The following is a 21072-nucleotide window of genomic DNA, read 5'->3' on the forward strand; positions in this document are numbered from 1 at the left end:
GAAGAATCCCATGCAATTGCGAGACTTCGGCAACACCGGCCTACGCGTCAGCGCTTTGGGTTTCGGCGCCATGCACATCAACGACGAACGAGTCACAGAGGCAGACGCCGGTCGGCTCTTGAACGATGTGCTGGACCTGGGTGTGAACCTGATCGACACCGCGCGCGGCTACGGCCTGTCTGAAGAACGCATAGGCCGCCATATCGCCCACCGGCGCCAAGACTATGTGCTGTCGACCAAGGTCGGTTACGGCATCCCCGGCGTGGCGGACTGGACAGCAGATTGCATTGTGAAAGGTGTAGACGCGGCCCTGCAACGCATGCGCTGCGAGCAAATCGACATCGTGCATCTGCACTCCTGCCCGCTGGAGGTATTGCAGCGAGGCGAGGTGATCGCAGCATTGCTGAGTTGCAGGAAAGCCGGCAAGCTGCGTGTAGCCGCCTATTCGGGCGACAACGCCGAGCTGGACTTTGCATTGAACAGTGGCGCATTTGGCGCGGTGCAGACCTCGATCAGCATTTGCGATCAGGTCAATCTGGCCACACGTCTGCCGCTCGCGGACAAGCGCGGCATCGGCGTTATCGCCAAGCGGCCGCTGGCCGGCGCTGTCTGGCGCCACGCGAAGCGGCCCGACGATTATGCAGAAGGTCTGTACTGGGATCGCTGGCAGGCCATGGGCTTGGCGGCTGACTTGGCTCCAGAAGAAGTCAGTGCGATGGCACTGCGATTCACGGCTTTTCAGCCGGGTATTGCCAGTTGCATCGTCGGCACGTCCAAGCCCGCGCACTTCAAGCAGAACTTGGCAGCCTTGACGATGGGGCCGCTCGGTGCAGAACTGCAGGCAAGGCTGCGGCAAGCGTTCCTAGATCAAAATTCAAGCGGCACATGGGGCGGGCTGATCTGATGCGGCGCGCTGCACTTCTTTCCCCCCTATTGCTGCTCGGCAGCGCATTTTCGGCTCCGATTGCCGCGCCGATTGATCTGAGCCCGGTCCCTCACAAGATGGCGCGGGCGGTCAAGCCTTTGCCCAAGGGCTGGTCCGACGGCGCCGCCTTTATGGAGATCTTCGTGCGTGGCTACCAGGACAGCGACGGCGACGGCATCGGCGATATGCGCGGCCTGATCCAGCGGCTGGACTATTTGCAGGCGCTGGGCATCCAGGGCATTTGGCTGATGCCCATCAGCCCCAGCGCCGACAAAGATCACGGTTACGCCACGACAGACTACCGGGGCGTGGAGCCGCAATATGGCAGTCTGGCCGACTTTGATGAGCTGATGCTGCAGGCGCACAAACGCGGCATCGCCGTGATCATCGACTATGTGCTCAACCACAGCGCGGCCGCCCACCCGCTGTTCCAACAGGCGTTGCTGGGGCCGGAGAACCCTTACCGCGACTGGTTTGTGTGGCAGCAGACGGCACCCGAAGGCTGGGACATCTGGGGCAAGAACCCCTGGTACGCGACCGAGTCAGGATCTGCGCACTACTTTGGCACCTTCGGCCCGCATATGCCGGACTTCAATCTGCGCAATCCGGCCGTCGTCGACTACCACCGCAGCAGCCTGCGCTTTTGGCTCAACCGTGGGTTGGACGGCTTCAGGCTAGACGCCGTGCCGCACATGATTGAAAACGACGCCATCAACTGGAATGACCAGCCCGAGAGCCGGCGGCTGACCCAGGACTTTCAGACGCTGATCAAAAGCTACCCCGATCGCTACACGGTCTGCGAGGCCACCGCCAACCCTAAGGTCTACGCGGCCGCCGAGGTTTGTGGCAGCGCTTTTGCCTTCGGCCTCGAGAGTCAGGTCATCAAGGCCGCACGCGGCGAGTCCGGGGCCATCAAATTCGTGGCCGAGTATTTCTTGAGCGCGCCGCCCAGCATGGCCACCATGCTGGCCAACCACGACATCTTTGCCGGCCAGCGGGTATGGGATCAGCTGGGTGGTGATGAAGCCCGCTACAAGCTGGCCGCCGCTACCTATCTGCTGCAGCCCGGCACACCCTTCATCTATTACGGCGAGGAGATCGGCATGGCAGGTGTGGCAGGCCTGCCCGGCGATGAGCCGCTGCGCGCGCCTATGAGCTGGAGCGCGGGCGGCGGCAAGGGCGGTTTCAGCAGCAGCGACAAACCGTTTCGCTCTCTGGCGCCAAACATCGTCAGCCATAACGCGCAAACCCAGCAGGCCGACCCAGCCTCGATCCTGAACTTTTACAAAGCGATGTTGAAGCTGCGCAAGCAAAACCCGGCGCTGGCTCGCGGCAGCTATGAAGCACCGTACGCGCAGGGCCAGGTCTTGAGTTTTCAGCGGAGGCTGGGCAAGCAAACGAACTTGGTGGTGATCAACTATGGCGCCGAGGCCAGCGAGATCAGCCTCGACAAGCTGCCGGCTCGCGCCAAGCTGATCGCAGCCTACCCAGCCCAGGCCGCAGCTGCGCAATCTGATGCCCTGGGACGCTTGACGCTGCCCGTGGCGCCCTTGTCCGTCAACGTCTACAAAGTCTCTCCATGAACAGCTCTTGGCTCCACGCAACACGCTTGATTTCGTTCGCGCTGGTCCTGTCTTGCACAGGATGCGACGGCAGCGGCATGCTCGCCGCCACGCCAGACAAAGTCGTACCGCCTAAGGCTTCAACTGCGCAGCCCAACGTCTCCCTGCTGCCGCAACTGATCGATATGCCGGGCCTGAACCGGCAGCGCCAGCTGCGCATCTACTTGCCGCCGGGCTATGCAGCATCCGGCGAAAAACGCTACCCGGTGCTTTATATGCACGATGGACAGAACTTGTTCGACGTGGCCACGGCCTATGCTGGCGAATGGCAGGTAGACGAGAGCTTGAATGCCTTGGCCAAAGCGGGCAAGCTGGAGCTGATCGTGGTCGGGATTGATAACGGCCAGGAAAAGCGCATGACCGAGTTGAATCCCTGGCCCGATCCAGACACGAAGCTCGGCGCTCCAGAGGGCGAGGCCTACCTGAATTTCATCGTCAAGGTCGTCAAACCGATGATCGACAGTCAATACCGCACAAAAGCTGAGTCCGCCCACACCGGCATCATGGGTAGCTCGATGGGTGGGCTGATCTCGCACTATGCGGTCACCCAATACCCGGCCGTGTTTGGTGTGGCCGGCATTTTTTCGCCGTCTTACTGGGCCGGTGGCGCAGCGGCGCTTGATCACTTTGCCGCCAAGCCAGCAGCGACGGACGCGCGGCTCTACTTGCTGATGGGCGAGCAAGAAGGCGGCAATATGGTCAGCAATGTAGAGAAGGTCAACGCCGCCTTGCTACGGGGCGGACACCCGCCCGCCAATCTCTCACTGAAAATCACGCCCGGTGCAAGCCACAACGAGGCCTTCTGGGCCAGCGAGTTCGAGCGGGCGGTGTTGTGGATGTTTGCGCCTGGTATTTGAGGTCTCCGAGAGCGGGGGATAGCTCTCACATCACACTGACCAAATTGGCTCCCACTCAAGCAGAAACACTCATTTCGGCGCCAACTGCTGATCCAAAAACTTCAGCGTCCGATTCCAGAAGTCGATCTTGTTGGCCGGCACCCGCCAACCATGCCCTTCGTCCGCATAGACGATGTACTCCACGCCCGGATTGCTGGCCTTGACCGCGCGGCTGAAGGCCTCGCCATGCACCAGCGGCACGCGCTTGTCGGCGCTGCCGTAGGCCAAGAGCAGCGGCTGCTTGATCTTGGCGGCATGGGTCAGCGGTGAGTTTTCCTTCAGGTCGGCGGCGTCTTTGACGCGGTCGCCCAGCAAGGCCGGCATGCCGTGCTTTTTGTAGTCATCCGAGATGTCGTCCCAGTTGACGGTGTGCAGCATGTCCAGATCGGTCACCGCGACCCAGGCCACGCCGGCGCGGAACAGCTCGGGCTCGCGCAGCAGGCCCATCAGCGTCGCGTAGCCGCCATAACTGGCTCCGGCGACGGCTATACGCTGCGGGTCGGCAATGCCCTGCGCAATCGCCCAACGCGTCGCGTCGGCAATATCGGTCTGCATCGCCTTGCCCCATTGGCGCCAACCCGCCTTGTGATGCGCCTCGCCAAAGCCCAAGGTGCCGCGAAATTGCGGTTGCAGCACAGCGTAGCCGCGTGCCGCCAAGAACTGCACCGCTGCGTCCCATTGCCAGCTCGGCCCATGCACAAACGGCCCGCCATGCACCAGCACCACCATGGGCAGGTTCTTCTTGTCCGCCGAGCCGGCAGGCAGCGTCAGCCAGACCGGCAGTTCCAGGCCGTCACGCGCCTTGATGCGGTGCAGGTCCATCGCGGCCATCTGCTGCGGCTTGATGTCGGGCCGCTCGGCGCCCAGCTTGCTGAACTTCTTTGTCGCGCGGTTGTACAGATAAAACAGCTTGGGCTGAACATCGGCAAAAGCCTCGATCATGACCCAGGGCGCATCGCCCGACCAGGGCAGCGAGAGCCGGTTGACCGTGCTCGGCAAGACCTTGTCAATCTGCAGCTGCAGCGCCTGCAATTCGACATCCAGCCATTGCGTGACTTCGGCATCGATGGTGAAGCGCAGACCCAGGACCTTGTCCTGACGCGCAATCACAGTGGCATCGACATCGAACAAGGGCGATGAAGCCAAAGGCTTGGCGGACCACTCTGCCTTTGCTGGGTCCAGCAGCCACATCGCCGCTTTGTCGCTGCCGCCACGTTGCGCGGTGACGTAGAGCTTGCCGTCCGGTCCGACGTGGCGCACTTCCAGCTCACCCCCTTGCGTATAGACATTGAACTCGTTCAAAACGCGCCATTCGCCGCTTTGCGGATCTTTCCAGCGAATCGAGCCCAGCTCGCCCTGGCGGGTTCGCACCACCCTCAGATTGCCCTGCTCATCGGCCCACCAACCGACCGAATGCAGCGGCGCGGCAATCTCTTCGCTGCGCCCGGTCTTGGTGTTGAGCCGCAAAAGCTTGACGAAGCCGACATCTTTTTCGCTATAGGCCTCCGGTCGCAAGACCAGCACCTCGTCACCACGACGCTGACTGTTGCCATTGAGCAGATAGGTATTCCAGGGCTCCAGGCGCGAGTCATTGCCGACCTTGGCCCAGACGCGCTGGCGCTCGACCAGCTGCTTATAGGCCTCGCCGTCATGGTCGACGGCAAACAGCCCCGGTCCGGCATCTTGCTTGCCCTGCGCCGTCTCACGGTCTTCCAAGGTAAAGGCCAGCCGCAAAGGATTAACCCAAACCGCCCGCTGCACATCGGCCGCTTCAGAGCTGTACACGACCTTGGAGCTCATCGTGGCCAGATCCAAGACCGACAACATCACCCGCCCATGCGGCCCTACCACCCGCATCGCCAGGCGCTTGCCGTCGGGTGCCAACTCGGCACCGAGCATTTGCTCGGGGCGAAAGAACGCTTCAGCGTCGGCAATTGCCGGCTTCGTGCCCTGACCATAACTGAGCGGCCAGGCGGATAGTAAGGCGGACGCCAGCAGGCTGCGGCGTTTGAAGTGAAGGGTAGTGGCAGGACGACTGAACATGAAGAATCTCGTTCTCGAAAACAAATTGGCCCCTGCGGGCATTGCATGCCTGCAGGGGCCATTCTCAACACAGAGTCAGGGCGGGCTCAGCCGGGACGCCTGCAAGCGTCCCGTCCTTCGCCAGCCACAAGGCAGCGCGCAGGCACTGCCTTGTCCGCGGGCTCAGAACTTGTAGCTCGCACCCAGCAAGACTGTGCGGCCCCACTTGATGTACTCAAGCGGACGGTCCTTGGTGCCAGCATAGGTCTGGAACGCTGCGTCGGCCAAGTTATTGACTTGCAGCAGCAGACCCAGGCCCTTCAGGCTGCCTTGGTTGAAGCTATAGCCCACTTGCGCATCGGTGATGTTCTCGCCCACCACATAACGCACGGTCCGATTGCCATTGAAGTTGCCGATCTCACCGATGAAGTCGGAGCGACGACGCTGGCTGATGCGGGCTTCGAAGCCTGAGTTCTCGTAATAGAAAGTCATGCTGCTGACGTTCTTGGACAGGCCCGGCAAGGTGATGTTGGCCTCACCGACGGCGCTGACGCTGCCTGGATCGGGCTTGATCTTGATGTCGCTGTTGGTGATCGAGGTGCTGGCAGAGATACCAAAACCGTTCAACATCGGTGCGAATAAGTTGAAAGGCAAGGAGGCCGACAACTCGATACCTTGCAGCTTGCCGCCCTTGCCGTTGAAGGCCGAGCGGTACTGACCAATCTTCTGCGCAGGTGGCGAGCCAACGGGTGGGACATAGCTGGCCACGAAAGGCGAGAAGTCAACTTCGCGGCTGTCTTCGTAGATATAGGTCTTCAAGTCCTTGTGGTAAGCGGCCACGGCAACATAGGCCTTGGTCGCGAAGTACTTTTCATAGGACAAGTCGAAGGCATTGGCCTTCCAAGGATCAAGCTGCGGATTGCCGCCGTTGGCACTTGGCTTGCCGGTCGCCTTGTCGACATTGAAGTCCAGGGCAGCGCGCAGTTGGTCAACGCGCGGGCGTGCGGTCTGCTGAGCCGCACCGAAGCGCACGGTCTGGTCACTGCCCAGGCCGAACACCAGGTTCATCTGTGGCAACACATCGGTGAACTTCTTGCCGGCGCTGAAAGGCTTGACTTGCTGTCCGGCCGGCGCTGTGCCGTCCCAATAGTTGGCGCTGGAGGATTGATCGACGTTCTGCACCTGCACACCGACATTGCCGCGCAGCGTAATGCCGCCCAGGTTGGAATCGATATTGGCCATCGCGTAAGCGGTGCTGGTCTTCTCGTAGACATTCCAGGCCTTGGCGATCAGGTAGTCTTTGTCTTCGACCGGGTTGAAGCTCATGTACTTGGCGACCGAGCCGGGCACGTTCCAGGCCGGGATAGAGCCCAGATTGGAGCCTGCAAAGCTGAGGTCAACCGGCGCGTATTGCAGCTCCGACGAGATGGTGGTTTCGCCTTGCTTGCCGAGAACGATATCGCCTTCGGGCTGGCGCTTCTTCTTTGAGCGGTCGGCATAATTGAAGCCGATATCAAAGTCAGAAAAATAGCTGCTCATCGATTCCGGCGCGGGGATCTTGCCGGCCAGCTTGAAGCTCTTCAACTCGTCTTCGACGCTTGGCGTGCGGCCATAGCCGGAGCCGTAGATACTGTTACGCAAGTACAGCTTGCTCGGGTCCGAATAGTCCCGCGCCGGGTTCATGGTCATGAAGCCGTCGTTCGGGAAGGCCACGGTCAGCACATCCAATTGCTTGGCCGGCACCAACTGGGTGTTGTTCTCAAGGTAGAGCTCTTCGCGCTTGGCCTTGGAGTAGCCGAGGTCGGCCACCATCGAGGCACCGCCGAGCTTGAAGGCATTGTTCCAGCCCAGCGCGTTGATCTTGTCTTCGCGCTTGTTGTACTGACCACGCACCAGCGGATAGACATTGGTGACTACGCCGCCGACCACGGTGTTGGTCGCGTTGACGGTAGACGAAGTCCAATTACAAGCAGGCTTGCAAGGATAGTCGCCGTTGTAGTACAGGTGCGACTCGAACTGGTTCGAGGTGTCTTCTTGCGTCGCCTTGGAGGTGAACATGTCCAGCGTGCTGCTGAAGTCGGCCGAAGGCTTCCATTCCAGTGTGGCCATCAGGCCGTCACGCTTGGTCGAGCCAGTACGGCGCAGGGCCTTGACACCGTCGGTCAGGTAAGCGCCCTTGGCAACGCCGGGCCGCTGGCCGCCGTCCGAAGGGTTGGCGAAGAAGGGTTCGTAAGTACCGGTCTGGTTTTCCTGTACCGGTGTTTCCTGGTGAGCGTAGCCGATTGCCAGACCCACAGTGCGGTTGGCAAATTGGTCGATATAGCTGGCGCTGAGGCGGTTGCCACGGTCGCTCGAGTCGGCTGCAGAGCCGAGCGAGTTCTGCGAGATGCGGCCGTTCAAGGCCACCACCGACTTGCCAAAGTTCAAAGGACGCACGGTCTGCATATCGATCGTGCCGGACAAGCCCTGGCCAACCATGGCTGCGTTCGGTGTCTTGTAGACGACCACGCCGCTCAAGAGTTCGGACGGGTACTGGTCGAACTCGACCGAGCGGTTGTCACCGGTGCTGACCAGCTCGCGGCCGTTCAGCAAGGTGGTGGCGAAGTCGGGCGACAGGCCACGCACGCTGATCACCGAAGCCCGACCGGCCGAGCGCTGGGCCGACAAACCCGGCAAGCGCGAGATCGCCTCGGCGATGCTGTTGTCGGGCAACTTGCCGATGTCTTCGGCGGAGATCGCCTCAACGATCGAATCGGAATTCTTCTTGACCGAAATCGCCGCCTCAATACCGCGACGGATACCGGTCACGGTGACCGTATCCAGCGTGTTGGGCGTGGCCGCCGTGGCTGGCGCCTGCTGGGCAAAGCCAGCCGATGCCAAAGCCAGCAAACCGCAGCCAATGGCCACCGGCTTGAACTTAAAAATCTCGCGCTGCAGTGCGGACATCTGCTTGCGCTTCTCTACGGAAGTACTCATTGATTTGTCTCCTCAAGCGTCAAAAAACAAAGGGGTGGACCCAGACAACTCGGTGTTGTGCGAAGGGATGGAGATCCGAACGTCTCAACCGTGTTTGTACCAAAACTAGATTTATTTCATACAAACGTAAACCCTAGCCGTTGCTTTACTACTACCTATTTACGGCAAACTACAGCAAAAAACAGCGGGTTTACGCCTGTTTTTGCCACTTAATTAGGCAATAAAGCCACTTCAAGACCAATTTAAAACTTTAGTGATGTAGCTTGACTACATGTTTTATGTAGAGGAACTACTTCGATGGGGTACTCAGGCCCGCTCACTCATGCTGCTGCTCAAGCGCCAGCGCCGCACCACTGAGCGCCGCCAAGGTGTCGGTGATCAAGGCGGTCGGGATCGGGGTCAGATAGTCGCGAAAGCGCCCCTTGGCCTCGAAGCGCTCACGAAAGCGCGAAGCAAAAAAGAGCTCACCCAGACGCGGCACGATGCCGCCGCCGATATAAACACCGCCGCGCGCACCCAGGGTCAGCGCAACATTGCCAGCAAAGCCGCCGAGCAAGGCGCAAAACACATCCAGGGTCTCAGCGCAGATCGCGTCTTCGCCGACCAAGCCACGCTCGACGATCAACTCCGCACTGAGTGCCTGGTAGCCAGTTGCACCGCGCACCGCCGCCACCGACTCATGCAAGAGCGGCAAACCGATGCCGGACAGAAAGCGCTCGGCCGACACATGCTCATAGCTGCGCCACATATGCGCAAGCAACTCGCTCTCGAACGCGTCGGCGGGCGCCAAGCTCATATGCCCACCTTCGCCGGGCAGCGCCACCCATTCACCATTGGCAAACACCACGCCGGCCACACCCAAACCGGTACCCGGCCCGATCACCGCAAAGGTGTTGACACCGGCCGATGTGCCCTGACCCGGCACGCCGGTGCTCGCACACCATTGCCGCAATTGCCCCGGCTGCAACTTGGGCAAAGACAGTGCCAGCGCCTCGAAGTCATTCAACACCAGCAAGGATTCCAGCCCCAACGAGCGCTGCACTTCGGCGCGCGAAAAGCTCCAATGACCATTGGTCAGTTCAACACGGTCGGCCACCACCGCCGTGGCCACGGCAAAAGCCGCGCGCCGAGGCGCCACCTCGGCCCCCGCCTGCACCAACAGTGGCCGCAAGCCCTGCAGATAGGCCTGCACCGCCGCCACCGGCCCGGCGTGATCCGACACCGGCATCACCGCAATATGCATCACCTCGGCGCCGCGCGCGGCCACCCAGCCAAAACGCGCATTGCTGCCGCCGATATCGGCCACCAAGCAGGGGTAAGCCCTGGCGCTCATGCCATCCCACTCAAGGACAACAGCACAGATCGACCACAGAAAGTATTTGCTCGCACGATAGCTCTCGACTGGAAAGACCCAAGGCGGCACATGCACACCTCAAGTTGATACTGACCTCAGCGGCAAACAGCCCACCGCCAAGCACTTCATTCATTTCACGAGGCGTAAGGTAACAAAACTACATTCACTGCGCAATAGCGCCTTTCCCGAATCGCTGCGATTCCTAATTTTTCTCCCATGAAACAGAGAGCCAAAGGGTATACCGGCTCGAATCAGCCAGCAAAATCGTGCACCCACTCGTCCCAACTTGATGTAGTCTCGCTACATTCATTCGCAAGCTGCCAGCGCTTGCGCACCCGTCATCGCCGCCCAAGAGCCGGGCATCAAAGGGATAGACCGGCAGCCTCTGGCGTGGTGACAGCCCCATAATGCTGCGCACGCCCACGACCTGTCGCCCTACTTTCACAGCCCCGCGAAATCAGCCATGCCCTCGACCTTTGACAGCCCGCGCCTGATTGCCGACATCGGCGGCACTTACGCCCGTTTCGCGCTTGAAACAAACCCCGGAGAATTCAGCCAGATTGCTTCGCTGCGCTGCGCCGACTACCCCGATTTCCACGCCACGGTCAGCGCCTACCTGGCCAACCTGAGTGGCATGAGTGCGAGCACCCCGATCGAGCATGCGGCAATAGCGATCGCCTACCCGGTCGAAGACGACATGGTGCGCATGACCAATTACCACTGGCAGTTCTCAATTGAAGAAATGCGCCAGCGCCTCAAGCTCGACACCTTGGTGGTGGTGAATGACTTCACCGCCCTGGCGATGGCGCTGCCCAGGCTCAACGCCAATGAGGTGCAGCAGATCGGTGGCGGCCAGGCGCGCATGCCGAGCGTGATCGGCCTGCTCGGTTCCGGCACCGGCCTGGGCCTGTCGGGCCTGATCCCGGCCGCCGACGCCTGGGTGGCGCTGGGCACCGAGGGTGGCCACACCGCCTTTGCGCCGCGCGACGAGCGCGAGATCGCGGTGCTGCGCTATGCGATGAAGCAGTTCGAGCATGTCTCGTTCGAACGCCTGCTGTCCGGACCCGGCCTGGCCTTGATCTATCGCGCCTTGGCCGAGCGTGCCGGCACAGCGGCCGAAGACCTACAAGCACCCGAGATCACGCTGCGCGCACTGGAGCAGCGTGACGCCTTGTGCGAAGAAACGCTGGAGGTCTTCTGCGCCGTCTTGGGCACAGCCGCGGCCGACTTGGCGGTGACGCTGGGCGCTTTTGGCGGCATCTATATCGGCGGCGGCATCGTGCCCAAGCTGGGCGAATATTTCGCGCGCTCCTGCTTCCGGGCGCGCTTCGAGGACAAGGGCCGCTTCACCGCCTATGTGGCGGCGATTCCAACCTTTGTCATCACCGCCGAACACGCCACCTTCAAGGGCGCCTCGGCCATTCTCGAGGCGCAGCTGCGCAATTTGCAGACCACGCCCGGCGCCGGGCTGCTGGGCCAGATCAGGCGCGCGCGCCCGGAGTTGTCGCCGGCCGAGCTGCGCGTGGCCGAACACATCCTGGCGCACCCGCGCTCGGCGCTGAACGACCCGATCGCCACGATTGCGCGCGCCGCCCAAGTCAGCCAGCCGACCGTCATCCGCTTTTGCCGCACGCTGGGCTGCGAGGGTCTGTCCGACTTCAAGCTGCGCCTGGCCTCGGGCCTGACCGGCACCGTGCCGGTCACGCACACGCAGGTCAATCTGGATGACTCGATGCTGGAACTGGGCGCCAAGGTGCTGGGCAACACCGCCTCGGCGATATTGCAGGTGCGCAGCCAACTCAACCGCGACATGATGGCGCGGGCGGTCGAGCTGCTGCTACATGCCGGTCGGATCGAGTTCTACGCGCTGGGCCATTACGGCGTGGTGGCGCAAGACGCCGAGTACAAGTTCCTGCGCTTTGGCATGCCCAGCTCGGCCTACACCGACCCGCGCCTGCAGCTGCTGGCGGCCAATGTCTTGAAGCCCGGCGACGTGGCTGTGGTGATCAGCAATAGCGGCCGCCTGCCCGAGCTGCTGGAGGTGGTGGAGCGCGCGCATCAACGCGGCGCCTTGGTGGTGGCCATCACGGCCGGCCAATCGCCACTCGCGCGCAAGGCCGATGTGACCTTGATCGTCGATCACACCGAAGATGTGGAAACCCATGTGCCCATGGTCAGCCGCATCCTGCACCTGCTGGTGATCGATATCTTGGCAGTGGGCGTGGCAATGCGGCGCAATGCCGACGGCCTGGACCCGCTTGGCAACTCGAGCCTGCTGGAGCTGGACGAGCCCGGCCGCACTGCGGATCAGAGCAGCGGCCAGCCACAGGCCAAACGCACGGCGCCTGGCGTCAGCCTGGCCTCGCCCTTGGCGCGTTTGACTTCACACAGCCGCTAACTGCTCGCCTCACCGGCAGGTGTTTGGGCGGCGCCACGCACGCGCCGGTGCGCCGCGCGGGCGCTGGGCACCCAGGCCTGGGTGGCCCAGCGGCGCCACATCAACAGACCCCTGATCCATTCATCCAAGGCATAGGCGATCCACAAGCCCGGCAAGCCCAGCCCCAAGTGGACGCCCAAAAACCAGCTGCCACCGGCCAAGACAACCAACATCGAAGCCGCGCCGGCGATGACCGGATAACGCGCATCCCCAGCGGCACGCAGCGCATTGATGACGACCAGATTGAAGGTGCGCCCCGGCTCCAGCAGCACGGTCAGCCACAGCAGCGTCACACCCGCCGCGATGATGGCCGGTTCATTGGTGAACCAGCCCATCAGCCAAGGCCCGGCCAAAGCCGCCGCCAACGCGACGACCACGCTGACCACCAGGCCGCGCGCCAGCGCCCGCCGCACCAGGCTATGCGCCGCATGCAGGCGGCCGGCACCGATCAGATGGCCCACCACGATCTCGACTGCGAAGCCGGTGGCGATGCCGAACATCATCACAAAACCCATCAGCTGCAAGGCATAGGCTTGCGTGGCCAAGACCGTGGCGCCCAAGCTGGCCGCCACACTGACGCTGACCACAAAGGCCAGTCGGTAGGCGATGTTCTCGGCCGCACCCGGCAAGCCGATGTGCAAGACCGCTGCCAGCTCCCGCGCGGGCAAGCGCCACCAATCAGACCAGCGTGGCCGCAGCCCCAGGCGCGCACGCCACAACAGCAGATGCAGCGCCAGGCCCAGGGCCCGACTCAGGCCCAGCGCCAAGGCGAAGCCGGTCAAGCCCATCGCAGGCACAAAGCCCCAGCCCAGCATCAAGGGCAGCGCCAGCGCGAGGTGGCACAACTGCATCGCCACCACCACCGCGAGCGCCTCGCGGCTGCGCAGATGGGCGCGCATCACGCTGGACATCGTGGCGTTCCAGGCATCCAACAGCAAGGCCGGCGCCAACACCTGCAAGAACGGCGTCGCCAAGGGCATCACCTCGGCCGGCGCGTTCAGCAAGCGCAACAGCGGCGCGGCGCCGAGCACGGCGGCCAAGGCCGCGATGCCGCCGATCCAGCTGCTGGCACCCAGCACCGCACGCGCGACCGCGTCCGCCGCCGCACGCTGCCCGGCGCCCAGGTTTTGCGTCAGCACCACGCTGACGCCGGCCCCAATCACCCGGAACAAGATGAACAGCGTCGCTGACACCTGCAGGCCCAAAGCGAAGGCGCCTGCCGAGACATCTGAAATCCGCGCCGCCAAGGCCGTGCCGACCAGGCCCAGCGCCATCGATAGCCACAGCTCCATGAACAAGGGCCAGACGATGCTGAGCAAACGGGGCGCCGGTAGTGGGGCTTGAGGGCGTGTGGAACTGGACATCAAAATGCAGGCGGGCGAACAAAACGTAGACTGCGCGGTGCAGCGCTGGCGATTGTTGCGCCAGCGAGCCGCCCCGGCGTCCACCCCCTCAGTTGAGTTTGTTTCGCCATGACCCCATCCGTCCTCCGCCCAGCGCACCCCTTTGTGCTGCCTGCGCTGCCTGCCCCAAGCCTGGTGGAGCAGGTGCAGGCTGCGCAGCTGCTGCTGGGCGCCGTCGACGCCCCGACGCTGGCCGCCTTGCTGACGCAGGCGCCGTCACAAATCGAACAAGCGCTGTTGCTGCTGGCCGCGAGCGGGCCGGCGGTGCTGGACGCAGCCCGCGAGGCGCAGCTCTTGGCCGAGCTGCTGCCGCGCGCGCTGCAACTCTTGCTCAATGCGGAGCAATTCGCGCGCGCCGCCGAGCTGGTGCTCCAGCATGGCCGGCCGGCCCAGCAGCTGGACTTTTTGGAGCAGGCAGGTTGGGCCTTGTTCTACAGCCCTGCCGCCCGCCCGCTGCTGGGTCAGCTGCTGAGCCTGAATGCCTTGCAGCCACGCCTGCAGCAAGGCGACTTGCTGGGCCTGCAACACATCTGGACCATCGAAGTGGCGGGCGAACCCCACCAAGTCGAGCGCCGCTTGCCCGCGTCCGTCGGCTTGAGCGCCGCGCTGCAGGCCACACTGCAGACGCGCATCGCGCAGATGTTTGACCAGGCGCCGCGCGCCATTCAACAAGCGCAGATCGCCATCGATGGCTTCCCCAATGACCTGGTGCTGCCCGCGCTGCTGGCGCGTTACTCGCTAGGCCTGGCCTTGCTTGACGCTGGCCAACCCCAGGCAGCAATAGCACCCTTGAGCGCCGCCCTCAAAGGCGCCAACCGCGACGGTGCAACGCTGCTGCAGATCGATGCGCTGCAGGCCCTGAGCTTGGTGCACGAGGTCCTGGAACTGGCCGCGCCGGCCGAGCTTTATGCCCAAGAGGCGCAGCGCCTGCGCCGCCAGCTTGGCCTGCGCGAGCCGCAGACGATTTGGCCCGAGGACGCCTACAACGCCTTTCCGCAACTGCTGGACCGCGCCACGCAGCAACTGTTTGGCGGCCACCTGAACGCCGCTGCCAGCAGCCTGGCCGATTTGGAGCAGCGCGAGCGCAAGGCCTTTTACTGCTTCAAATGGCGCAACCGCCTGTTGCACGCGCAGAGCTGGTTGGCCTCCCTGCGCCATGACGAGGCGGCGCTGCGGGCCATCGCGGCGGGCTTCAGGCCAGGCGCTTTCGCGGGCTGCTCGCTGTATGAGCTAGAGCTGGCGGTCTTGCAGGCCGGCTGCGCGCTGCTGGCGGCCCAAGCCTTGGCCGATGAGCGCTTGCAATCACTCAAGGCCGAATTGCAGCAACGCACCCTGCCGCAGCTGCAACGCCGCCTGCTTTTGATTGAGGCCTTGGGCGCGGCCCAGGGGGCCGATCTACCGGCGCTGCTGCGATGGTTAGGCAGTGAAGACGAATTGCTGGAAGCCGATGCGCGCTGGCTGGCACCCAAGCTGGTCGGCCCCTTGGCCGCGCTGCTCACCACGCCCAGCATCGTTCACCACCCCCAAGCGCGCAGCCGGGCCACCGACTTGCTGGCCTTGCTGCGCAGTGCGGCCGAGCGGCCAGCGCCCGACCAGCTCGTCGGCGCCAACGAGGCGATGAGTCACGACGGGCCGCCCCCTCAAGGCCTGACTGGGCGCGAATGGCAGGTGCTGCGCCTGATCGGCGAACAACACAGCAACGAACAAATCGCAAGCGCCTTGTTTGTCTCGGTCGCGACGGTCAAAACGCATATCAACCGCGTCTACAGCAAGCTCAATATTGGTTCACGCGAAGAGGCGATACAGCGAGCCCGGCACTTGGGTGATTGAACTGGCTGACGGCTTGAGGGCGGCTTTGTGCCAATTGCTGCCGCCCATCTGGGCATACCCAGTCATTGAACTTTGACCGTAGCTCCATCTAGGCGTTTCATCGCGTGTAGTCATTGCGCTCCTCTATTGCGGTGGACAGGTACTCGATGAATTCAAACTGTAGGTTGTCGGCTTCAATGAAATATGCACTCTTGCGGTGCGGGTGTGAGGCGCCGAGGTGGTCCACGCAGTAGCCCGCGGCCGCTAGGCGCTCGATGACTGTGCTGAGTGAGGGCACGACCAAACCGATGTGTTTGACGCCGACCTGTGATTCCTTCCAATTTAGGCCGCTGCCTTCCCCGCCACTTTGCAGGGCGATGTAGCTGCTCGGCGTGCCGATATGTAGCCAATCAACTTCGCTCCCGAACCAGTGCATCTTTGAGCGCGCGCGAATGCGCCAATTAGGCATGGCGGCAAGCAGGAATTCGGCCGTATCGTCTAAATTTTTGACTGTGACGTTGACATGTTCCAGGTATCCATCGGACATGGTGCGACCTTTCGCGCGCATGGCGTTGTTGTTTATTGAAGGAGGGTTGCGCGCTGGCTGACGCTTGAGGGAGAAGGGCCGCAAGAAAATTAGTTCCAAGCAAGGGCTGCTGCCTGCGTCAACGTCAGCGCCGGCTCGGGCGGCGATCTACGCACCGGCATTCGCCTCATCGAGCTTGGGCCGCCTATAGGCCATGCCGACAGAACGCGGCGCCGTGTTGACGAAGCCGAATTGGGCATACAGTTCTTGCGCCCGGCCATCCGCCATCAGGCTGACATAGCCACTCAAAGGGACCTGGGATTCGATGTATTTCCGGATCTCGGACATGATGAGTTTGCCCAGACCGCGCCCCTGATGTTGCTTCAATACTGCGATATCTACGACCTGAAAGAAGCAGCCCCCGTCGCCGATCACCCTCCCCATGCCGACCGGCTGTGTCCCATGAAAAATCTGCACAGCAAAAAGCGTATTGGGAAGGCCGCGTTCGGCGGCCTCGTCGGTCTTGCCACTGAGACCAGACCCTAGGCGCAGCGCCTGGTAGTTCTGAACTGAGGGAGTTTCATGTACAGCAACGTAGTCATTCGGCAGATTCATGGCAGTTCGAGTAATAAGTTAGCACGCATGGCTGGTAAAAATTGCGCATAGTAAGAGGCGCCATCTGAAGCCTGCGGGGGATGGGAGGAGGGTGCACGCAGCTGTGGGGGCGCAGCCTATCCAAGGGGCGAGGCTTGGAGCGCATCGATCAGTGCTTTGGCCGCCCGGTATTGAGGCGCATGGGGTGTAGGTAGTGTTCGCATAGGCATGAAAATTTGCATTGACATGCGGTCATGATGGAAGTTCAAGTTAACTTGAGGTCAAGTACTATTTTCCATCTGGGGAAAGTACCCTCACCAGTGCGGTCCCGCTCGCTGAGTGTTGGCGCCGACGCCGAATTAAGCGACTTTTGGCAACAGGGGATGCGGATGAAATCTTGGACTACCAGGAGGTAGTTCATGTATTCATACGAAGACCGGATTCGAGCAGTCGAGCTGTACATCAAGCTCGGCAAGCGCATCCAGGCGACCATCCGTCAGTTGGGATACCGCCGAATGCAGGCATCGCTGAACAAGCAGAGCGTCAATATCTCGGAGAAGGTGGTGCAGCGCTTGATGAAGCAGGAGTGCTTGGTCGTCGCGAAACCGAAGCGTCGGCGGTATGGCTCCTACTTGGGTGAGATCAGCCCAGCGCCGGAAAACCTCATCAACCGCGACTTCCAGGCTGCCGCGCCGAACATGAAGTGGCTCACGGACATCACTGAGTTCCACATCCCTGCCGGCAAGGTCTACTTGTCACCCATGATCGACTGCTTCGATGGCATGGTCATCAGCTGGTCCATCGGCACGCGCCCTGATGCGGAACTGGTCAACTCCATGCTGGATACAGCCATCGAGTCTGTCGCATCTAGAAGCGAACGACCTGTCTTGCACTCCGATCGCGGCGCTCACTATCGCTGGCCTGGTTGGCTATCGCGCATTGCCAACGCTGGGCTGACACGCTCGATGTCACGCAAGGCTTGCTGCGCGGACAACGCAGCGTGCGAGGGCTTCTTCGGCCGCCTAAAAACCGAGCTGTTCTACCCTCGCAACTGGCAGTCTGTTTCCATCGAGCAATTCATCCAAACGCTGGATTCGTACATCCGGTGGTACAACGACAAGCGGATCAAGATGTCACTGGGATCTCTCAGCCCGGTCGAGTATCGTCGAAGCCTCGGACTCATTGCTTAACCAGTCCAAGATTTGCGCCGCACCCCCTTCGGCTGAACGGTGGACTGCAGCCAAAGACTCAGGTCGCAGTCCACAAGGTCATCAGCGACCGGCCCCGCTCACCATCACCGCCGTCATGCGGAACATGGCGTCATGCGCGCAGGCATCCTCTGCGCCGCCTCCGGCATTCGCGCGATGCCCGCCGAATGCTGCCAGCAAGGGGGTGATGTCGGGAGCCGCGACTGCGGTCTTGGTGCCGGGCTCCAGGCGGAAGATGGTCTTGCCTTCCTTGATGGTTTCGGTCACCTTGATGTCGGCAATCGTCACAGGATTGACGGCTGTTGGGTCTTTGGACAGCACTGCAAAGTCCGCCAGCTTGCCCACCTCCAGGCTGCCCTTGCTCTTCTCTTCGAAGTGATGATAGGCCGGCCAGATCGTCATCGCCATCAAAGCGGTGATGACGTCCACGCGATGCTCTGGGCCGACGATGCGACCGCTGCCGCGCGCACGGCGCGTGACGGTGGCGTCCAGCACCCGCATCGAATCCGGGAAGGCCACCGGCGCATCGTGGTGGCTGGAGAAAATCATGCCGCGCTTCCTCGCCCAACCGGTAGGCGAGATATTCATGCCGGCCTGCGGACCAACGGTGTGGTCCAAATGCCAGTCACCCCAGTAGAAGGTGTGCATGGGGAACAAGGAAGGAATGACACCCAAGGCCTTGTAGCTGTCGAGTTGATCCTCGCGCAAGAACTGGCCATGGATCAGCACCGGACGCAGTGCTTTTGCTTGAGGGAAGCGGGCCTGGGCTGCTTTGTGTGAAGCGATCAGTAGATCGGAGGCTCGTTCGCCATTGGAGTGCGTGATGATCTGGATGCCGTTTTCGGCAGCCCAGTGCACCGCACCCATCACGTCTTCGGCAGAAGCTGCGGCATACCCCGAATATCCTTCGGGGTAGTTTCCGACCAGTTTGTAATAAGGCTGGTCACGCCAGGCGGTGAAACCCTGCGGGCTGCCGTCAATGGTGAGCTTGGCCCCTGCGACGCGGAAGCGGTTGGTGTAAGTGTTGCTCTGATTGGCTTTGATAAAAGCCCGGTCCACCAGCACATCGGGGTAGGCATTGACGTCATTGGCAAAGCCACCTTCGGCCGCCACCTGCTTCATGATGGCAACAATAGGCGGCGTGGTGCGTCCTTCTTCCGCCGTGGTGTAGCCAAAGCGCGCCCAGAGCTTGGCTCCTTCACGCGCAAAGGTCTTCAAGCCTTCCGGCCCCACCCGGCCCAGTACCACCGGGAGGCCGTTGGAGAACGCGGTTTCTTCAATCGTGCCATTGGGCTCATTGGTGCCGGGCTTGCGCTGAATCACGCCGCCGGCTGGATCTTTGGTGTTGGCGTCATAACCCATCACCTTGAGCATGGCCGAGTTGGCAGTGGCTAGGTGAGCCGACTGGTGCACGATCAGAAGAGGAATGTCTTTGGATACTTCGTCCAGTTCCTCTTTGGTCGGATGGCGCAATTCCTTCAGTTGGGCGTTGTCGTAGCCAAAACCAAGAATGAGCTGCGTCTTCTCGACCGCAGCGGCGTTCTTCTTCACCCATTCACGCAGCGTCTGCTGCAACGAGGCGATGTCCTTGACCTCGCCATCCGGCGGTGCCAGTAGATTGGCGGAGAGGGCCTGTAGACCGCCACCGAAGATATGACCATGGGCGTCAACAAAACCTGGCACCAGCGTCTGGCCCTTCAGGTCCACCAACTGCGTGGTCGGTCCCTTGAACTTCATGACCTCACGGCTCTTGCCCACGGCAATGATCTTGCCGCCCGCCACAGCCACCGCATCGGCGCGCATGGCCTTGTCGTTCATAGTGAGGATAGGGCCACCCGACCAGATGAAGTCGGCGCTTTGCGGGGCCGCCATTGCTGAACCTGAGATCGCAAGAGCCGCCAGGACGGCGGCTGTACGTAGGGCGCCACGGCGCGACGCGAACGGCGCCTTTTGAAAACTTGCTTGATTCACTGATTTGCTCCTTGCCTACAGGGGTGGTTGATCCGCTTGAGGTTTGCCCCAACAAGGTTCACTGGTGAACGATGTGCGGAAGTCAAGCCCAGGGAATTCTTACACAGCAGACTGGCAGTTATGTGCAGGGAAGCTTCGCGAACGATCTGGAAAGAAGCGACGTTATCCAGGCAATAAGGCAGTGAGAAGCGGTACTTCAGTTAAACCTTTATCAGCATTTGTTTTGTCTCTTGCCATGTGATCAATAAATCTCAAAAACACATATACCAGCGCAAGTAATTAATTGCCCAAATGAATTTGGCAAAATACATATAATATTTAACAAATAGAACTACTGATTTTACAAAGTTAATAGCTTGTGGTAAAATGACTCAACTTTATATTTAAAGGAATATACTATAGGTGAACTTATGCTTACTTTTAATAACAGGAATTTGATTGTTGCGTGGCTGTTTTTGTTTTCAGCCATTGCTGCCGAAGTTGCTGGCACCACCCTGATGGCGAATGCTTCGCGCGGTGATAGTTTTCAGGGCTATTTGTTGATGGCCGTGGCCTTGGCGGCGTCCTACTACTTGCTCTCGCAAGCCATTGGACAAATCTCTATAGGCATTGCTTATGCCGTGTGGGAAGGCATCGGACTCGCGTCGCTTTCGCTGGTGAGTGTGCTGGTGTTCGAGGAGGAGTTGTCAGGCAGCGAGATGTTTGGACTTGCTTTGGTCATGATGGGCATCGTGTGCGTAGCACTCGGCGAGGAGTCTTGATTATGCAGACGATGCCAATTATTTTCATTATGGGTTCGGCCTGTAGCGATATTGCCGCCAATATGATGCTTGAGAAGTCCAACGGCTTCAAAAACCGTGCGTGGGGTTTCGGCGCCATTGCCATGCTTTGGCTGGCGTTCCTGATGCTGGGCCAAGCCATCAAGAGCATCGATCTCGCAATAGCCTATGCGATGTGGGGTTCTATCGGCATATTGGGTACGTCCATCTGTGGGCGATTGCTGTTCGGCCACCGACTCAAGCCGATTGCTTGGCTGGGCATTGCACTGGTCATTGCGGCGGTGTTGATCCTGAGCTTAGTCGAGTAGGCAGGCACCGCGCCTTCTTCCGTGACGAGAGCAGAGCTTGGCAACAAGATTTCCCGCAAAGTGTCCTGGCGGTGAGTTGGGCGACTCAAGCCAACGTCGAGCAACGCCGTCCAGGCGATCTTGCTTGATCTCGAAAGCACCGTCTGACACATCTGGATCGGTTGCAAGAAATTTGTGAGACAAGATGAATGCCCGCTTTGGGTGGCGGATTCAACCGGTCAATGCAACACATTGGCTGAAGA

General features: G+C 61.2%; 14 protein-coding genes and 1 pseudogene. 8 read left to right on the forward strand and 7 right to left on the reverse strand.

Annotation, left to right across the window (positions count from 1 at the left end; translation table 11 throughout):
* The first annotated feature begins 10 nt into the window (after nt 1-10).
* From LNV09_RS06480 to LNV09_RS06490, 3 genes are read left to right on the forward strand one after another with little or no spacing between them, the layout of a single operon-like run.
* Nucleotides 11-904, forward strand: a complete 894-nt coding sequence (locus tag LNV09_RS06480) for an aldo/keto reductase (protein WP_263556264.1) — start codon at nt 11-13, stop codon at nt 902-904.
* The gene (locus LNV09_RS06485; protein WP_263556265.1) at nt 886-2508 is read left to right on the forward strand and encodes an alpha-amylase family glycosyl hydrolase; all 1623 of its coding nucleotides are present in this window, start codon (nt 886-888) and stop codon (nt 2506-2508) included. Before LNV09_RS06480 ends, LNV09_RS06485 begins: the two co-directional genes overlap by 19 nt.
* Complete coding sequence (locus tag LNV09_RS06490; protein WP_263556266.1) at nt 2505-3404, forward strand: alpha/beta hydrolase; 900 nt, start codon at nt 2505-2507, stop codon at nt 3402-3404. The genes LNV09_RS06485 and LNV09_RS06490 overlap by 4 nt, the downstream gene beginning before the upstream one ends.
* Before the next feature lie 69 nt (nt 3405-3473).
* On the opposite strand, the gene LNV09_RS06495 is transcribed toward LNV09_RS06490, so the two are convergent.
* From LNV09_RS06495 to glk, 3 genes are all read right to left on the reverse strand, one after another.
* Nucleotides 3474-5486: a S9 family peptidase gene (locus tag LNV09_RS06495; RefSeq protein WP_263556267.1), complete on the reverse strand. Its 2013-nt coding sequence runs from the start codon at nt 5484-5486 to the stop codon at nt 3474-3476.
* 162 nt (nt 5487-5648) lie between these two features.
* Nucleotides 5649-8441 (reverse strand): TonB-dependent receptor, encoded by a 2793-nt coding sequence (locus LNV09_RS06500; protein WP_263556268.1) that lies wholly within the window; start codon nt 8439-8441, stop codon nt 5649-5651.
* A 316-nt stretch (nt 8442-8757) separates the two neighbouring features.
* Nucleotides 8758-9774, reverse strand: a complete 1017-nt coding sequence (gene glk / locus LNV09_RS06505; RefSeq protein ID WP_263556269.1) for a glucokinase — start codon at nt 9772-9774, stop codon at nt 8758-8760.
* A gap of 484 nt (nt 9775-10258) precedes the next feature.
* On the opposite strand from glk, the gene LNV09_RS06510 reads away from it, so the two are divergent.
* Nucleotides 10259-12193, forward strand: coding sequence for a glucokinase (locus LNV09_RS06510; RefSeq protein WP_263556270.1), 1935 nt, complete (start codon nt 10259-10261; stop codon nt 12191-12193).
* Here the strand turns inward: LNV09_RS06510 and LNV09_RS06515 are convergent.
* Entirely contained in the window at nt 12190-13551 is a 1362-nt protein-coding gene (locus LNV09_RS06515) for an MATE family efflux transporter (protein WP_263556271.1), read from the reverse strand. The two genes, LNV09_RS06510 and LNV09_RS06515, sit on opposite strands and share 4 nt — an antisense overlap.
* Nucleotides 13552-13704: 153 nt before the next feature.
* Here LNV09_RS06515 and LNV09_RS06520 point away from each other — a divergent pair, with 153 nt between their 5' ends.
* On the forward strand, nt 13705-15465 hold the full coding sequence (locus LNV09_RS06520) for a helix-turn-helix transcriptional regulator (RefSeq protein WP_263556272.1): 1761 nt from the start codon (nt 13705-13707) through the stop codon (nt 15463-15465).
* Nucleotides 15466-15562: 97 nt separating this feature from the next.
* Here LNV09_RS06520 and LNV09_RS06525 read toward each other — a convergent pair whose 3' ends face one another.
* Both LNV09_RS06525 and LNV09_RS06530 read right to left on the reverse strand, forming a co-directional pair.
* A complete protein-coding gene (locus LNV09_RS06525) occupies nt 15563-16090 on the reverse strand; it encodes a VOC family protein (protein ID WP_263556273.1) in 528 nt (175 codons plus the stop codon).
* 48 nt (nt 16091-16138) lie between these two features.
* The gene (locus LNV09_RS06530) at nt 16139-16585 is read right to left on the reverse strand and encodes a GNAT family N-acetyltransferase (protein WP_263556274.1); all 447 of its coding nucleotides are present in this window, start codon (nt 16583-16585) and stop codon (nt 16139-16141) included.
* A 431-nt stretch (nt 16586-17016) separates the two neighbouring features.
* On the opposite strand from LNV09_RS06530, the pseudogene LNV09_RS06535 reads away from it, so the two are divergent.
* Nucleotides 17017-17754: pseudogene (locus LNV09_RS06535) on the forward strand (IS3 family transposase); the annotation flags it as partial.
* 81 nt (nt 17755-17835) lie between these two features.
* On the opposite strand, the gene LNV09_RS06540 reads toward LNV09_RS06535, so the two are convergent.
* On the reverse strand, nt 17836-19590 hold the full coding sequence (locus tag LNV09_RS06540; RefSeq protein WP_263556275.1) for an amidohydrolase: 1755 nt from the start codon (nt 19588-19590) through the stop codon (nt 17836-17838).
* Between the two features lie 563 nt (nt 19591-20153).
* On the opposite strand from LNV09_RS06540, the gene LNV09_RS06545 reads away from it, so the two are divergent.
* Nucleotides 20154-20504 carry a DMT family transporter gene (locus tag LNV09_RS06545; protein ID WP_263556276.1) on the forward strand — a complete coding sequence of 117 codons (351 nt, stop codon included), beginning with the start codon at nt 20154-20156 and terminating at the stop codon, nt 20502-20504.
* A 2-nt stretch (nt 20505-20506) separates the two neighbouring features.
* Complete coding sequence (locus LNV09_RS06550) at nt 20507-20830, forward strand: DMT family transporter (RefSeq protein WP_263556277.1); 324 nt, start codon at nt 20507-20509, stop codon at nt 20828-20830.
* The last annotated feature ends 242 nt before the right edge of the window (nt 20831-21072 follow it).

It is taken from the genome of Paucibacter sp. B2R-40 (assembly GCF_025717555.1).
Classification (GTDB): Bacteria; Pseudomonadota; Gammaproteobacteria; order Burkholderiales; family Burkholderiaceae_C; genus Paucibacter_A.

Coding starts and splice junctions, on each gene's coding strand:
- LNV09_RS06480 (WP_263556264.1), top strand. CDS start 11: ATGCAATTGCGAGACTTCGGCAACACCGGCCTACGCGTCAGCGCTTTG.
- LNV09_RS06485 (WP_263556265.1), top strand. CDS start 886: ATGGGGCGGGCTGATCTGATGCGGCGCGCTGCACTTCTTTCCCCCCTA.
- LNV09_RS06490 (WP_263556266.1), top strand. CDS start 2,505: ATGAACAGCTCTTGGCTCCACGCAACACGCTTGATTTCGTTCGCGCTG.
- LNV09_RS06495 (WP_263556267.1), bottom strand. CDS start 5,486: ATGTTCAGTCGTCCTGCCACTACCCTTCACTTCAAACGCCGCAGCCTG.
- LNV09_RS06500 (WP_263556268.1), bottom strand. CDS start 8,441: ATGAGTACTTCCGTAGAGAAGCGCAAGCAGATGTCCGCACTGCAGCGC.
- glk (WP_263556269.1), bottom strand. CDS start 9,774: ATGAGCGCCAGGGCTTACCCCTGCTTGGTGGCCGATATCGGCGGCAGC.
- LNV09_RS06510 (WP_263556270.1), top strand. CDS start 10,259: ATGCCCTCGACCTTTGACAGCCCGCGCCTGATTGCCGACATCGGCGGC.
- LNV09_RS06520 (WP_263556272.1), top strand. CDS start 13,705: ATGACCCCATCCGTCCTCCGCCCAGCGCACCCCTTTGTGCTGCCTGCG.
- LNV09_RS06530 (WP_263556274.1), bottom strand. CDS start 16,585: ATGAATCTGCCGAATGACTACGTTGCTGTACATGAAACTCCCTCAGTT.
- LNV09_RS06540 (WP_263556275.1), bottom strand. CDS start 19,590: ATGAACGACAAGGCCATGCGCGCCGATGCGGTGGCTGTGGCGGGCGGC.
- LNV09_RS06545 (WP_263556276.1), top strand. CDS start 20,154: ATGCTTACTTTTAATAACAGGAATTTGATTGTTGCGTGGCTGTTTTTG.
- LNV09_RS06550 (WP_263556277.1), top strand. CDS start 20,507: ATGCAGACGATGCCAATTATTTTCATTATGGGTTCGGCCTGTAGCGAT.